The sequence below is a fragment of the Paraburkholderia sp. genome, from assembly GCF_035656215.1.
GTDB lineage: Bacteria > Pseudomonadota > Gammaproteobacteria > Burkholderiales > Burkholderiaceae > Paraburkholderia.
The window spans coordinates 1-14018 of record NZ_DASRSY010000243.1; the positions used below are offsets into that span (position 1 = coordinate 1).

A 14018-nucleotide genomic window follows, 5' to 3' on the forward strand; every position below is an offset into this window, starting at 1 on the left:
GAACTGGCAGACCTATGCCGGTCCGGAATCGCGTTATTGCCCGGCCGCGGTGTATGAGTTCGTGAAGAACGACGACGGCAGCGAGCGTCTGGTGATCAATGCGCAGAACTGCGTGCATTGCAAGACCTGCGACATCAAGGACCCGACGCAGAACATCGTCTGGGTGACGCCTGAGGGCGGCGGTGGGCCTAACTATCCGAATATGTGATTCGGTGTTTGATTGCCGTGCGCGGAGCTTGTTTGTCTGCCCGCGTGCGGCACGCAGTCAAATCGTTCCGAGCAGGCAAAAGATAACGAGGCATCCGCTGCAACCGTATTGCCAACAACGCCCGCTAAGCAAAGAGCTCAAACGCCCCGCATCATTTCAATCCGCTCTCGCACTTTAGCCAGCACAGGCGCCCACGCGCCAATCTCAGGCTGTCGAAAGAGCTCAATAGAATCGTACCAGGCCGTGGTGCGCGATTCATCGCCCCAAAACCATGCCGACACGTGGTCGATCATTAAACACGTCGGCACGCCTAGCGCCCCGGCCAGATGCGCCGGCCCGCTATCAATCGTGACGACCAGATCCAGATTCGCCAGCAACGCAGCGACGTCGTCGAATCCGGACTGAAAATGGTGGGTCAAATCGACAACGTCGAGACTTTTGGCCCGCCACTGCGCGACGGTCTCGCTGCGCCCTGGCGACAACGCAAACCACGTCACGCCCGGCACGCTCAATAGCGGCTCGAACTGCCCGACAGGCACCGAGCGCCGCATGTCGCGGATATGCTCCGGATTGCCGTTCCACACCAGACCGACTTTTCGATTGCCGGGCCGGCCGGCCGTGTGCGCATGAACCCGCTCGCGCCATGCCTGCACAAGCGCGGGCTCGGCGCTCAGATACGGCGCACCCCACCCTGTGGCATCGAAAACACCAAGCCGCAGCGGTAAGCTCATCAACCCACAATGAAAATCAGGCCGCGTCTCAAGGCTGGTTTCGAGCGGCAGGTCAGCAGGCAGCATCCGTTCGAACAGATGCCGCAACGGCCCATCGTGACCGAAAATCACCCGGCCGCCCTCGCGTCGCGCCCGCTCGGCCAGCAACGGCAAAAAGCGTACCGCCCAAAGGCAATCACCGTTGCCTTGCTCGCCGTACACGATCAGCGTTTTGCCTCCCAGCGATTCGCCCTGCCAATGCGCGCTGATCGCAGCGAGCGCATGCTGCGCGTTATTCAGATCGTCGCCGAACGCGACGCGCGATTCGTAGTGCACCCAGCCGTCGGTGAAACGCCCTGTGCGGATTTCGAGTTCCGACAGATCGAACTGCGCATGCGCGTTATTCGGCGACAACTCCAGCACTTGCCTGAGCAACGCTTCCGCTTCAGCAAACCGCGCCTGCTCCTTGATGCACAAAGCGAGCTTGTGAAGCGCCACCGGATTGCCGGGAACAACACGCACCGCTTCACGCAGTAGTCGCTCAGCCGTGTCGAAGTCGTTGCGCTGTTGCACGGCGGCGGCGCGCCAGATCAGCGCGTTGGCGTCTTCGTTGTTTCGTTCGAGAAGCAGCGCCGTGGCGGAGTCGACGAGTGCCCAATTGCGCACGATGAACGCCGTCTGCGCAATCGTGTGAAGCAGCGTGGGTTCGCAGGAGGAATCGAGCTGATAGGCGCGCACCAGCGCTGCAAGCGCTTCGCGCCGGTGGCCTTTGTCGCGGCCGGCGTATTGCAATAGCGTTTGTCCGAATGCAAGACAATCTGCCGCGCCGGCATGCGGCGCGGCAGCACGCGCACGCAGGTCCGCGAGATTCTTATCTGCCGGCTCGATGTTCGTATCGGTCATTGAGACGATGCTGCGCGCGCAGTACGAAGACGCTCAGAGAGTGCCCTTTACGGCGCGCTCGCCGCAATCTTCGGTGTGCTCACGGAGACATCGCCGCATTGCGCACGGTGGCGCAGCGCGTGGTCGATCAGCACCAGCGCGAGCATGGATTCGGCGATCGGCGTAGCACGGATGCCGACGCACGGGTCATGACGCCCGAACGTTTCGACGATGGCCGGCTGTCCCGCTTTGTCGATCGAGCGGCGCGGCGTACGGATGCTCGAAGTCGGCTTGATCGCGATGGACACCGTGATGTCCTGCCCGGTCGAAATGCCACCGAGCACGCCACCCGCGTGATTGCCGACGAAGCCCTCCGGCGTCAGTTCGTCGCCGTGCACCGAACCGCGTTGCGCGACGCTGGCGAATCCGGCACCGATCTCGACGCCCTTCACCGCATTGATGCCCATCATGGCGTGCGCGATGTCCGCGTCGAGGCGATCGAACAGCGGCTCGCCGAGTCCGACCGGCACGCCGGAAGCCACGACGTTGATGCGCGCGCCGATGGAGTCCCCGTCTTTACGCAGCGCGTCCATGTACTCTTCGAGCTGCGGCACGATGTCTGCATTGGGCACGAAGAACGGGTTCTCACGCACGTGTACCCAGTCGACGAACGGCACGTCGATCTCGCCGAGCGCCCCCATGTAGCCGCGGATCTCGGTACCGAATTTTTCGCGCAGCCATTTCTTCGCCACCGCGCCGGCCGCCACCGTCGGCGCCGTCAGACGAGCCGACGAACGGCCGCCGCCGCGATAGTCGCGAATGCCGTATTTCTGCCAGTAGGTGTAGTCCGCGTGGCCGGGGCGGAAGGTGTCGGCGATGTTGCCGTAGTCTTTGCTGCGCTGGTCCGTATTGCGGATCAGGAGCGCGATCGGCGCGCCGGTGGTCTGGCCTTCGAACACGCCCGACAGAATCTCGACCTTGTCTTCTTCCTGACGCTGCGTGACGTGGCGCGACGTGCCCGGCTTGCGGCGGTCGAGTTCAAGCTGGATATCGGCTTCGCCAAGTGCCATGCCCGGCGGGCAGCCGTCGATCACGCAGCCGATAGCGGGACCATGCGATTCGCCGAAGGTCGTGACAGTGAAAAGCGTACCGAGCGTGTTGCCGGACATGGGCGTCGTCCAAAGAAATGCGGGGAAGGCACTATTATGCCAGCCCTCAAGGGGCTAGGGCCGCCGTGCACAACGGTCTATGCCTTCCGGACAAGTCTCTGACGGGAGTATGGCCGCAGGCGGAAGCGCGGAAATTCCTGCCGCAGCTGGATCCGACCGCGAATTCCATCACGCCGCGGCTTGCGCTACGGACCCAATCGGCAGGCCGTTATCCGGCCGCTCTATTTCCGCGCTCCCCGCAACTCCGTAACGATCTGCTGCAGTACCTCCGGCGACGCCTCAGCTGGCTCGATCGGCTCACCCACCGCCAACGTCAGCCGGCTCATCACGCCCTTCTGGATCGGCCGCGGCCAGCGCGCGTCGTTGGCGCGCGAAAACACGCTGCCCCACAGCCCGCGCAGCGCCATCGGTATCACCGGCGCCGGCGTGCGGCGGATGATCTCGGTCACGCCGTGGCGGAACGGATTCATCTCGCCGGTCTTCGTCAGCTTGCCTTCCGGGAAGATACAGACCAGGTCGCCCTCGGCAAGCGCCTCTGCGCAGCGCTCATAGGCACGCGTCAGCAGTTCCGGATCCTGATGGGCGGGTGCGATGGGAATCGCCTTCGCCTGCCGGAACACCCAGCCGGCGAACGGCGTCTTGAAGATCTGATGATCCATCACGAAACGGATCGGCCGCGGGCTCTCGGCCATGATGACGATCGCATCGACGAAGCTCACGTGGTTGCACACCAGCACGGCCGCGCCCTCTTCCGGAATCCGTTCGGCATGAACCAGACGAATCCGGTAGAACGTATGCACCAGCACCCAGGCGATAAAACGCAGCAAAAACTCCGGCACGAGCGAATAAATGTAGGTCGCGACGACAATGTTCAGCAGCGCGGTCACGAGGAAAATCGCCGGAATGCTGAAACCCGCCGCGGTCAGCCCCATCGCCATCAACGCCGAGACGATCATGAACAGCGAATTCAGAATATTGTTCGCGGCGATGATGCGCGCGCGGTGGGTCGGCTGGCTGCGGCTCTGAATCAGCGCATAGAGCGGCACGCTGTAGAAGCCGCCGAACATGGCCACCAGGAACAGATCGGCCAGCACGCGCCAATGGGCAGGCCGCACGAGGAATTCGCCGACGCTCAACAGATGCCCCGCTGCGGGCAGCGCATGGCTTGCGAAAAACAGATCGATCGCGAACACGCTCATGCCGATCGAGCCGAGTGGCACGAGACCGATTTCGATGCGCCGCTTCGAGAGCTTTTCGCACAGCAGCGAACCCAAACCGATGCCGATCGAGAACGTACCGAGCAGCACGGTCACGACGTCCGGGTCGGCGGACAGTACATTTTTCGCGAAGCTGAAAAACGAAGACAGAAAGGTCGCGCCGACGAACCACAGCCAGGAAATCCCCAGCAGGCTCAAAAACACCGTACGGTTTTCGCGCGCGAGTTTCAGGTTGCGCCACGTCTCGCTGAACGGATTCCAGTTGATGCGCAGATCCGGCTGCGGCGCCGCCGTGACCGGCACGAAGTTCGACACAAGGCGCCCCACCAACGCAATCCCGACACATGCGCAGGCCAGCACCACGGCGCCATGCTCGACGAAACCCGCGCCCACGCCGCCGATGATCGTGCCGATCAGGATCGCAACGAAGGTGCCCATCTCGACCATTCCGTTACCGCCAACAAGTTCCGACTTCGACAGATGCTGCGGCAGGTACGAATACTTGACCGGTCCGAACACGGTCGAATGGACGCCCATCAGAAACGTGCACAGATACAGCAGCGGCGCGCTATGCAGCCAGAAACCCGCGCCGCCGATCAACATCACAACGATTTCGAAGCTCTTGACGAAGCGTGTGAGCATCGCCTTGTCGTATTTGTCCGCGATCTGACCGGAGGTGGCCGACAGCAGCACGAACGGCAAAATGAAAATCGCGGAGATCAGGAACGCGGCCGTTTTCGGATCGACGCCGGAAAAGCGCGCCGCCTGATACGTCACCAGCGACGTGAAGCCGATCTTGAAAACGTTATCGTTCATCGCGCCGAGGAACTGGGTCCAGAAAAACGGCGCGAAACGGCGCTGGCCGAGCAGGCGGAACTGGGACTCGTGCGCCTCGTGAGGACGGGCGGCACGGCGGGCAGCAGGTAACGGACGATCGCTCATGAAGTTCGGAGAACGGCCTAAAAGCGCAACAATGGGGAAAGGACCGGGCACAAAAAAAGCGCACGCTTTCGCGCGCGCCTTGACCACATCTTCAGACTCACGGCAACGGCGCGAGCGCCGCGGTGAGCCACCGCGCGTTAGTTAGCGCGGCGCCTGCTGTTCCTGCTGTTCTTCCGGCCAGTCGCGAATGTAGGCCTTGAGCATGCGGTTTTCGAAGCCCTGCTCTTCGACCACCGCCTTCGCGACGTCGTAGAACGAGATCACGCCCATCAGCGTGCGGCTTTCCAGCACCGGCAAATAGCGCACATGGTGTTCAAGCATCATGCGACGAACCTCGTTGACGTCCGTTTCGGGCGTGCAGGTCAGCGGATGGTCGTCCATCAACTTGCGGATCGTGGAGGTACCGAGGCTGCCGCCGTGCTTGCTCAAGGTCAGAATAATTTCACGAAATGTCAGCATACCGACGAGATCGCCATATTCCATCACGACCAGCGAGCCGATATCGTGCTCGGCCATTGTATTGACTGCGTCGTGCAGCGTGGTATCCGGCGTGACCGTGAAAAGGGTGTTGCCTTTGACTTTAAGAATGTCGCTGACTCGCATGTTCTGTCTCCGTGATACCCGCTAAGCTGATATTGCCTGAATGACTTTCGATCCTAGCGGAAAGGTCCATAAAAGGAAAGCGGCCCGCCCACCAAGGCGCAACGGGCGTTTGCAAGGTCAATCCAACACCGGTCAGATCGCTCCCACCGGGAAAACCGCGCTTGAAGCGATCCATGCCGGTGATAGGATGGCCGCCACTTTCACCTTTCGCGAGGCCGTCCGTGGCTTCGCCGCCCAGGATGTCCGCCAACCGTTTCGATACGCTTGCGCTGCACGCCGGTGCAGCGCCCGACCCGACCACCGGCGCGCGCGCCACGCCTATTTACCAGACTACCTCGTTTTCGTTCCGCGACTCGGACCACGCCGCGGCGCTCTTCAATATGGAACGCGCCGGCCACGTCTACTCGCGCATCTCGAATCCGACCGTGGCCGTGTTCGAGGAGCGCGTTGCCGCGCTGGAAAACGGCGCGGGCGCAATCGGTACAGCCAGCGGCCAGGCCGCGCTCCATCTGGCGATCGCCACGTTGATGGGCGCCGGTTCCCATATCGTCGCCTCCAGCGCCCTGTATGGCGGCTCGCACAACCTGCTGCACTACACACTGCGGCGCTTCGGCATCGAGACGACGTTCGTCAAACCGGGTGACCTCGACGCGTGGCACGCCGCGCTGCGCCCGAACACGCGCCTGCTGTTCGGCGAGACACTCGGCAACCCGGGCCTCGACGTGCTCGATATCGCCGCGGTGGCGCAGATCGCACACGAACACCGCGTGCCGCTGCTGGTCGATTCGACCTTCACCACGCCTTACCTGCTCAAGCCGTTCGAGCATGGCGCCGACTTCGTCTATCACTCGGCGACCAAATTCCTCGGCGGCCACGGCACCACGATCGGCGGTGTACTCGTGGACGGCGGCACTTTCGACTTCAACGCGTCCGGCCGCTTCCCCGAATTTACCGAGCCGTATGAGGGCTTTCACGGCATGGTGTTCGCCGAGGAAAGCACGGTCGCGCCATTCCTCCTGCGCGCGCGCCGCGAGGGCCTGCGTGACTTCGGCGCGTGCCTGCATCCCCAGGCTGCGTGGCAACTTCTGCAGGGCATCGAGACGCTGCCGCTACGCATGGAACGGCACGTCGCGAATACGCGCAAGGTGGTCGAATTTCTGTGCGCACACCCTGCCGTCGAAGCCGTCGCCTACCCGGAACTGCCGTCGCATCCGGACCATGCGCTCGCGAAGCGTCTGCTGCCGCGTGGTGCGGGCGCGGTGTTCAGCTTCAATCTGCGCGGCGACCGCGCCGCCGGGCGCAGCTTTATCGAAGCGCTTTCGCTGTTCTCACATCTCGCCAACGTCGGCGACGCGCGCTCGCTGGTCATCCATCCTGCCTCGACGACGCACTTCCGCATGGACGCCGCCGCACTCGCCGCAGCCGGCATCGCTGAAGGCACGATCCGTCTGTCTATCGGCCTTGAAGACCCCGACGATCTGATCGACGATCTCAAGCGGGCGCTGAAAGCCGCGCAGAAAGCGAGCGGGGCGACTGCGCCTGGGAGTGGGCCATCCGGTCCGTCCGGTGCGGCAAAAAGCAGCGGTTCCAGTTCATCCGCTGCTTCGGTCCAAGGCAGCTTCCCCAGTTCATCCGCTGCTTCGGTCCAAGGCACCCTCCCCAGTTCAGTCGCTGCTTCGGCCCAAGGCAACCTCTCCAGTTCAGCCGCTGCTCCCGCCCACGGCGACCCATCCGCCCCGCCCGCCGATGCGGCCAAACCCCGCCCGGAGTCCGCATGATCTTCACCGTTCAAGGCAAATCCGCCTACGCGTACACCGGCGGCAAACCATTCGACCGTAGCCTACCAACGGCCGTGTTCATCCACGGCGCAGAGCATGACCATAGCGTGTGGGCATTGCAAACGCGTTACTTCGCGCATCACGGCTTCGGCGTGCTGGCGGTCGATCTGCCCGGACACTGCCGCAGCGACGGTCCCGCGCTCACGACCGTGACAGCAATGGCCGACTGGCTGGCCGCTCTGCTCGACGCCGCCGGCGTACAGCGCGCATTCGTGGCCGGCCACAGCATGGGCTCGCTGATTGCACTCGACTTCGCCGGGCGCTATCCGGAGCGCGCAACGCACCTCGCACTGCTCGCCACCGCCGTGCCGATGGCCGTCTCCGACGCCTTGCTCGACGCGGCCCTGCATCGCGAACCCGAAGCAATCGACATGGTCAATCAATGGTCGCATTCGACGTTCGCCGCCAAGCCGTCGTGCCCCGGCCCTGGCGCCTGGCTGCACGGCATGAACCAGCGGCTGATGGAGCGTGTTTCGGCGAGCGGCGAGCCGCATCTGTTCCACACCGACTTCACCGCCTGCAATAGCTACGCGGACGGCCTCACACGCGCGGCCGAAGTGCGTTGCCCGACGCGATTGATCGTGGGCCGGCGCGACGCGATGACGCCGCCACGCGCGGCCAAAGCGCTCGCCGACGCGCTCTCTCAAGCCGGCGTACCGGTCGGCACTGTCACGCTCGAAGCCGGCCATGCCCTGATGACCGAGCAGCCCGATGCCACGCTCGACGCGCTGTTCAGCTTCGCCTCGAAAGCCGGAGACGGCGTTCCACACGGCGTTCGATAGTCGCTGCGAGCCGTCACGATAACCGCACCGGCGCAGGCGCGCCATCGGCCGAATGGCCAGGTTGCACGCATGGCCCGATAGCCGCACAATGGGTCAAGCCTGTCCTGTTTTGAGCGCGTTCCCGGCATGCCGGCGCGCGCCGAAACAATCTGGGAGCGACGGGCACGGAATCGAGTAGCGTCGACATTCGGAGGCCGTGATGGCTCAAACCGCGCACACCGATCACTTCGCGAGTTTCGCGGAGTTCTATCCGTATTACCTGAGCGAGCATCGCAACACGGTATCGCGGCGGCTGCATTTCGTGGGTTCGCTCGGCGTGATTGGCTGTCTCGCCATGGCGCTCGCCACCGGTGACTGGCTATGGCTGCCGGCTGCCGTAATTTGCGGATACGGCTTTGCCTGGGTCGGGCATTTCTTCTTCGAGAAGAACCGGCCGGCAACCTTCCGGCATCCGCTCTATAGCCTGATGGGCGACTGGGTGATGTTCAAGGACATCTGTGTCGGGAAGATTTCGCTGTAGGTTTGCCGTCGAATTGGCGTCGTGTTCCTGCCGCGATAGTTTCGCGGTGAATTCAGCCTGCCCGATGCGGCATTCGAGTTGCCACGGTTTTGCGGTCGGTCGGGTCCGCGTGATGCAGCCTCCCGTTGCCACAGTTTCGCTGCCGCTTCAGGCAGCCTGATGTGGCATCGATGAAGTGCCCTGCTCGCTTTCCTGCGCGCGCGCCGCCCGCGCGGCAGCACGCGCTGCCAGCAGCACAGCGAGCGTCACCTTCAGCTTGTCGTTTTCCAGCGCGGCCAGAAGCGTCTGGCCATCAACGCGCGTGGAATTCAGTTCAAGCTGATATTCGAGCTCCGCGCGATCGATCACAAACAGATCGAACAGACGCTCGACTGTGATCTGCGCCGGATTCGCCAGCAGCAGGAAGTGCGGCCGCGTGCCGTCCTCCTGCAAGCGCGCAATCCACTCGATCTCCTCGAGCTTTTGCAGCAGCTTGACCGTGGTGTCCATCTCACGGCGAAGCATGCGCGAGAGCTCCTGCACCGTGTAGCCGCGCTTGCCGGCCTCGCGCGCTTCCGAGAGCCGCGCGAGGAGTTCAAGCGAATCGAACAGATCGCTGCCCTCGAAAATCGGCCGGTGAAACTGACCAATGCGGATCGCCGGCAACGCCGACGCGATCATCGCACCGGCCAGCGCGATGAACCAGCATAGATACATCCACAGCAGGAATAGCGGTACGGCGGCAAATGCACCGTACACCGCGGTATAGGTGGGAATCCGGCGCACGTAATAGCCAAAGCCACGCTTGGAGAGTTCGAACGCGATCGCGGCCGTAATCCCGCCGATCACCGCGTCACGCCATTCCACCCGGCAGTTCGGCAGAAACACGTAAAGCATCGTGAAGGCGAGCGCCGTCAACGGCAGCGAGGCGCCGGTCAGCGCCCAGTCGATCACCGGCGGAATATGCTGGGCCGCCGTGAACGCCATGGACCGTGTGAACAGGTAGGAAGAAATCGACAGGCTCACGCCGATCAGAATCGGGCCGAGCGTGATGATTGCCCAATAGACCAGAATGCGCTGCGCGATCGGCCGTGCCTTGCGCACCCGCCAGATCACGTTGAAAGCGGATTCCACAGTCATCATCGTCATGACGGCGGTGACGAACAGAAAAATCATGCCGATGGTCGTGAGGCCCTTGGCCTTCGACGCGAACTGATTCAGATAATCGAAAATCTGACTGTTGAGCTGCGCAGGCATCAGATGGTCGGCGAGGAAAATCTGCAGCGACATCTGAAACGAGCTGAAAATCGGAAACGCGGTGAACAGCGCAAACGCGACCGTGGCGAGCGGCACAAGCGAGAGCATGGTGGTGAACGTGAGGCTGCCGGCCACCTGTGGAATGCGGTCTTCGCTACTGCGCTTCGCGGCAAACTGCGCGAGCCGTTTGAGCGTATCGAGATCGAAACGCACCCTGGACAACAAACCTGCCTCCTTGCTTCATAAAACGGTGTTTCAGGACAGTGCGCGAGGCCTGGCCGAATGGCTATGGATGGCCTGTGCAGCGGACCCAGCCCCTATAATACCCGTTCACCGATGAGGCTTATGAAAGACATTCTCGTGCTCTATTACAGCCGTCATGGCGCCACGCGCGAGCTTGCGCTGGCGATCGCGCACGGCGTCGACAGCGTCCCCGGCATGCAGGCGCGCGTGCGCACCGTGCCGGCGGTTTCCACGGTTTGCGAAGCGACCCAGCCGGATATTCCCGCTGAAGGGCCGCCCTACGTCGAACTGCGCGACCTCGAGGAATGCGCCGGTCTCGCGCTCGGTTCGCCCACCCGCTTCGGCAATATGGCCGCGTCGCTGAAATATTTTCTCGACGGCACCACGCCGCAGTGGCTTTCGGGTGCGCTGTCCGGCAAACCGGCCTGTGTGTTCACGTCCACCGGCAGTTTGCATGGCGGCCAGGAATCCACGCTGCTGTCCATGATGCTGCCGCTTCTGCATCACGGCATGCTGATTGTCGGCATTCCGTACACCGAGAGCGCGCTTTCCACCACGCAAACCGGCGGCACACCCTATGGCGCGTCGCATTTCGCACGCGCGGGCACGGCCGAACAGGGCATCTCCGCTGACGAAAAGACGCTTGCGATTGCCCTCGGCGCACGCGTTGCCCGCACGGCGGCGTCTATGAGCGAACTACCGTGAGCGAGCCGAATGCCCCTATGCGCGCAACCGCCATGCCCGTGCAGCAAAACCGCGCCGCCGCTTTCGGCGCCACGGCCGCCCTGCTCGCGCTGATCGTCCTGTCCGTTGCGTGGGAATGGTGGCTCGCGCCGCTGCGCCCGGGCGGCTCGGCGCTGGTGCTCAAAGCCGTGCCGCTGCTGCTCGCCCTGCCCGGCGTGTGGCGGCATCGGCTTTACACGCTGCAATGGGCGTCGATGCTGATCCTGTTGTATTTTGCCGAGGGCATCGTCCGTGGCTGGAGCGACCGCGGCCTAAGCGCCCGCCTCGGCTGGCTCGAAACCGCCCTCGCCGTAGTTTTTTTCGTCTGCACGCTTGCGTATGTCGCGCCGTTCAAGCGCGCCGCAAAACGGGCAGCAAAGGAAAACGCAAAGCAGAACGCCGAGCCGGTCGAGGGGCGCGCACGATGAAAACAGCGCCTTCCACGTAAGCTATCCGCCGACCATCCTGACCGACCAAACATGACCCAAGCCGCTTTCCTCACCGCTTGCCGCGATGCCATCGGCGCCGCCCAGGTGCTGACCGACCCGCACGACACAGCTCCCTACCTCACCGACTGGCGCCGCCGCTACACCGGCGCGGCCTGCGCCGTGCTCTGCCCGGCCACGCCAGACGAAGTCGCGTCGCTCGTCAAACTCGCCGTCGAGCATCGCATCGCACTGGTGCCGCAAGGCGGCAACACCGGTCTGGCCGGCGGCGCCACGCCGGATGAAAGTGGCGCGCAGGCGGTCATCAGTCTGCGGCGTCTGAACCGCGTGCGGGACATCGATCCGCACAACAACACCATCACAGTCGAAGCCGGCGTCATCCTCGCCGAAGTACAGAAGCGCGCTGAAGAAGCCGTCCGCCTGTTCCCCCTGAGCCTCGCCGCCGAAGGCAGTTGCACGATTGGCGGCAATCTCGCCACCAACGCGGGCGGCACCGGCGTACTGCGCTACGGCAACACACGCGAGCTGTGCCTGGGCCTCGAAGTGGTCACGCCGCAAGGCGAATTGTGGGACGGCCTGCGCGGACTGCGCAAGGACAACACGGGCTACGATCTGCGCGATCTGTTCATCGGCGCGGAAGGCACGCTTGGCATCATCACCGCCGCTGTGCTCAAGTTACATCCGCAGCCGGCCGCGCGCGTCACGGCGCTCGCCGCGCTCGCGTCGCCGCATGCGGCACTCGATTTCCTGTCGCTCACGCAACGCGTCGCCGGGCCGCTTCTGACCGGCTTCGAATTGATGTCGGATTTCTGTTTGCGGCTGGTCGGGCGGCATTTCGAGCAGATGCGCTATCCGTTCGCCGAATCGCACGCGCAAGTCGTGCTATTGGAACTGTCGGATAGCGAGAGTGAAGAGCATGCGCGTGGACTGTTCGAGCGCCTGATGGAAACCGCGCTCGACGAAGGCTTGGTCGAAGACGCGGTGGTCGCGGAAAATCTCACGCAGTCGCGGGCATTCTGGAATCTGCGCGAACACATCCCGCTCGCGCAGGCTGAGGAAGGCCTGAACATCAAGCACGATATCGCGGTGCCGATTTCGCGCATCGGCCACTTCATCGAGGAAACCGACGCGGCGATCGCGCAAGCCGTGCCGGGCGTGCGCATGGTCACGTTCGGCCATCTCGGCGATGGCAACCTGCACTACAACGTGCAGGCGCCCGAGGGCGTCGACGCGAAGGCGTTCCTCAAGACCTGGCAAAGCCCGATCAACCAGATCGTCTACGACAGCGTGCACCGGCATCGTGGCAGCATCAGCGCGGAACACGGCCTCGGCCAGTTGAAGATCGACGAGGCGATGCATTACAAGCAGGACGTCGAAGTGCAGTTGATGCACGCCGTCAAACGCGCGCTCGACCCGCTGAACCTGATGAATCCGGGCAAGATGCTACGCTAAGGTTTAGAGAAAACCTTCGCCATGTGGTGCGGGGCCTATTGCAGGAGTTGTCGTGAAGATTCGTGTGCTGTCCGATCTGCATCTGGAGAACGACGAGCCTGAACTGATCCCGCATGCGCACGCGGATCTGATCGTGCTGGCCGGCGACATCCACAATCACGCAGCCGGCCCGCGCTGGGCCGCGCAGGCTTTCGACGGCGCCGTGCCGGTGATTTACGTGCCCGGCAATCACGAGTACTACGACGGCGAATTCGGCGCGCTCGAAACGGCCCTCTACGACGCAGCCGCGCAAGTCGACAACGTGCATGTGCTGAACAATGCCACGCTGGTCGACCCGCAAAGCCGCTGGCGCGTGCTCGGCACCACCTTGTGGACCGACTTCGCGTTATACGGCGCGGATCCTGACACGCTCGCCGAGTCCATCGAGGCATCGCGCCGGGTGATGCTCGACTTCCGCGGCCTGATCCAGATGAACTGGCCGCATGACACCCAGGACTCGTCGCGCGACTTCACCCCTGACGACTCCCTCGCGCTGCACCGGCAAGCGCGCGCGTGGCTCGAAAGCGAGCTGGCGAGGCCATTCGACGGCAAGACGATTGTCGTCACGCATCATGCGCCGCATCGGCTGAGTCTGGCCGAGCGCTACGCGGAGGACCGCGTGTCGGCCGGTTTCGTCAATCATCTGCCGGAACTGGTGCGCTCGCCCGTCGCACTGTGGATCCACGGACATACGCATACGCCGTTCGACTACACCGTGAACGGCACACGCGTGGTCTGCAATCCACGCGGCTATCTCGACCGGCGCACCCGTCAGCCGGAGAATCCGCAGTTCACGTGGGATAAGGTCGTAGAGATATAGCATCGGCTTGGGGCCGATCTGGGTAGCGCGGTCACGCGCCACGCACTACGCTGTTGTTGTCGCCGGGTTCGGGTCTTGCCGGCACGTTGGCACGTTGGCACGTTGGCGCGTTGGCGCGTTGGCGTTGGCGTTGGCGTTGGCGTTGGCGTTGGCGTTGGCGTTGGCGTTGGCGTTGGCGTTGGCGTTGG

The 14018-nt window shown here is 63.5% G+C and carries 13 protein-coding genes; 8 read left to right on the forward strand and 5 right to left on the reverse strand.

Annotated elements, in window-relative coordinates:
- A partial coding sequence (locus VFE81_RS13665) for a 4Fe-4S dicluster domain-containing protein (RefSeq protein WP_325045107.1) occupies positions 1-208 on the forward strand: 208 nt, incomplete at its 5' end.
- A 137-nt stretch (positions 209-345) separates the two neighbouring features.
- On the opposite strand, the gene VFE81_RS13670 is transcribed toward VFE81_RS13665, so the two are convergent.
- From VFE81_RS13670 to VFE81_RS13685, 4 genes are all read right to left on the reverse strand, one after another.
- Positions 346-1821 (reverse strand): tetratricopeptide repeat protein, encoded by a 1476-nt coding sequence (locus tag VFE81_RS13670; protein ID WP_325045108.1) that lies wholly within the window; start codon positions 1819-1821, stop codon positions 346-348.
- Positions 1822-1868: 47 nt separating this feature from the next.
- On the reverse strand, positions 1869-2969 hold the full coding sequence (aroC, locus tag VFE81_RS13675; RefSeq protein ID WP_325045109.1) for a chorismate synthase: 1101 nt from the start codon (positions 2967-2969) through the stop codon (positions 1869-1871).
- A 221-nt stretch (positions 2970-3190) separates the two neighbouring features.
- Positions 3191-5128, reverse strand: a complete 1938-nt coding sequence (locus VFE81_RS13680; protein ID WP_325045110.1) for an MFS transporter — start codon at positions 5126-5128, stop codon at positions 3191-3193.
- Between the two features lie 141 nt (positions 5129-5269).
- Entirely contained in the window at positions 5270-5731 is a 462-nt protein-coding gene (locus VFE81_RS13685) for a CBS domain-containing protein (protein ID WP_325045111.1), read from the reverse strand.
- Between the two features lie 239 nt (positions 5732-5970).
- Here VFE81_RS13685 and VFE81_RS13690 point away from each other — a divergent pair, with 239 nt between their 5' ends.
- The 3 genes from VFE81_RS13690 (at position 5971) to VFE81_RS13700 (ending at position 8871) form a co-directional block, all read left to right on the forward strand.
- On the forward strand, positions 5971-7509 hold the full coding sequence (locus VFE81_RS13690; protein WP_325045112.1) for an O-acetylhomoserine aminocarboxypropyltransferase: 1539 nt from the start codon (positions 5971-5973) through the stop codon (positions 7507-7509).
- Positions 7506-8351 (forward strand): alpha/beta hydrolase, encoded by an 846-nt coding sequence (locus VFE81_RS13695; protein ID WP_325045113.1) that lies wholly within the window; start codon positions 7506-7508, stop codon positions 8349-8351. The genes VFE81_RS13690 and VFE81_RS13695 overlap by 4 nt, the downstream gene beginning before the upstream one ends.
- Positions 8352-8550: 199 nt before the next feature.
- Positions 8551-8871: an Mpo1-like protein gene (locus VFE81_RS13700; RefSeq protein WP_012433756.1), complete on the forward strand. Its 321-nt coding sequence runs from the start codon at positions 8551-8553 to the stop codon at positions 8869-8871.
- A gap of 147 nt (positions 8872-9018) precedes the next feature.
- On the opposite strand, the gene VFE81_RS13705 is transcribed toward VFE81_RS13700, so the two are convergent.
- The gene (locus VFE81_RS13705) at positions 9019-10332 is read right to left on the reverse strand and encodes a YihY family inner membrane protein (protein ID WP_325045114.1); all 1314 of its coding nucleotides are present in this window, start codon (positions 10330-10332) and stop codon (positions 9019-9021) included.
- Positions 10333-10452: 120 nt separating this feature from the next.
- Between VFE81_RS13705 and wrbA the strand changes: the two genes are divergently transcribed.
- The 4 genes from wrbA to VFE81_RS13725 are packed head-to-tail and all read left to right on the forward strand — an operon-like array spanning position 10453 to position 13830.
- Positions 10453-11055, forward strand: a complete 603-nt coding sequence (gene wrbA, locus VFE81_RS13710; RefSeq protein WP_325045115.1) for an NAD(P)H:quinone oxidoreductase — start codon at positions 10453-10455, stop codon at positions 11053-11055.
- Between the two features lie 17 nt (positions 11056-11072).
- On the forward strand, positions 11073-11501 hold the full coding sequence (locus VFE81_RS13715; RefSeq protein ID WP_325045116.1) for a DUF2069 domain-containing protein: 429 nt from the start codon (positions 11073-11075) through the stop codon (positions 11499-11501).
- A 51-nt stretch (positions 11502-11552) separates the two neighbouring features.
- Positions 11553-12971: an FAD-binding oxidoreductase gene (locus VFE81_RS13720; protein WP_325045117.1), complete on the forward strand. Its 1419-nt coding sequence runs from the start codon at positions 11553-11555 to the stop codon at positions 12969-12971.
- A gap of 52 nt (positions 12972-13023) precedes the next feature.
- Entirely contained in the window at positions 13024-13830 is an 807-nt protein-coding gene (locus VFE81_RS13725; RefSeq protein WP_325045118.1) for a metallophosphoesterase, read from the forward strand.
- Positions 13831-14018: the final 188 nt, after the last annotated feature.

Coding starts and splice junctions, on each gene's coding strand:
- VFE81_RS13690 (WP_325045112.1), top strand. CDS start 5,971: ATGTCCGCCAACCGTTTCGATACGCTTGCGCTGCACGCCGGTGCAGCG.
- VFE81_RS13680 (WP_325045110.1), bottom strand. CDS start 5,128: ATGAGCGATCGTCCGTTACCTGCTGCCCGCCGTGCCGCCCGTCCTCAC.
- VFE81_RS13720 (WP_325045117.1), top strand. CDS start 11,553: ATGACCCAAGCCGCTTTCCTCACCGCTTGCCGCGATGCCATCGGCGCC.
- VFE81_RS13700 (WP_012433756.1), top strand. CDS start 8,551: ATGGCTCAAACCGCGCACACCGATCACTTCGCGAGTTTCGCGGAGTTC.
- aroC (WP_325045109.1), bottom strand. CDS start 2,969: ATGTCCGGCAACACGCTCGGTACGCTTTTCACTGTCACGACCTTCGGC.
- VFE81_RS13685 (WP_325045111.1), bottom strand. CDS start 5,731: ATGCGAGTCAGCGACATTCTTAAAGTCAAAGGCAACACCCTTTTCACG.
- VFE81_RS13715 (WP_325045116.1), top strand. CDS start 11,073: ATGCGCGCAACCGCCATGCCCGTGCAGCAAAACCGCGCCGCCGCTTTC.
- VFE81_RS13670 (WP_325045108.1), bottom strand. CDS start 1,821: ATGACCGATACGAACATCGAGCCGGCAGATAAGAATCTCGCGGACCTG.
- VFE81_RS13695 (WP_325045113.1), top strand. CDS start 7,506: ATGATCTTCACCGTTCAAGGCAAATCCGCCTACGCGTACACCGGCGGC.
- wrbA (WP_325045115.1), top strand. CDS start 10,453: ATGAAAGACATTCTCGTGCTCTATTACAGCCGTCATGGCGCCACGCGC.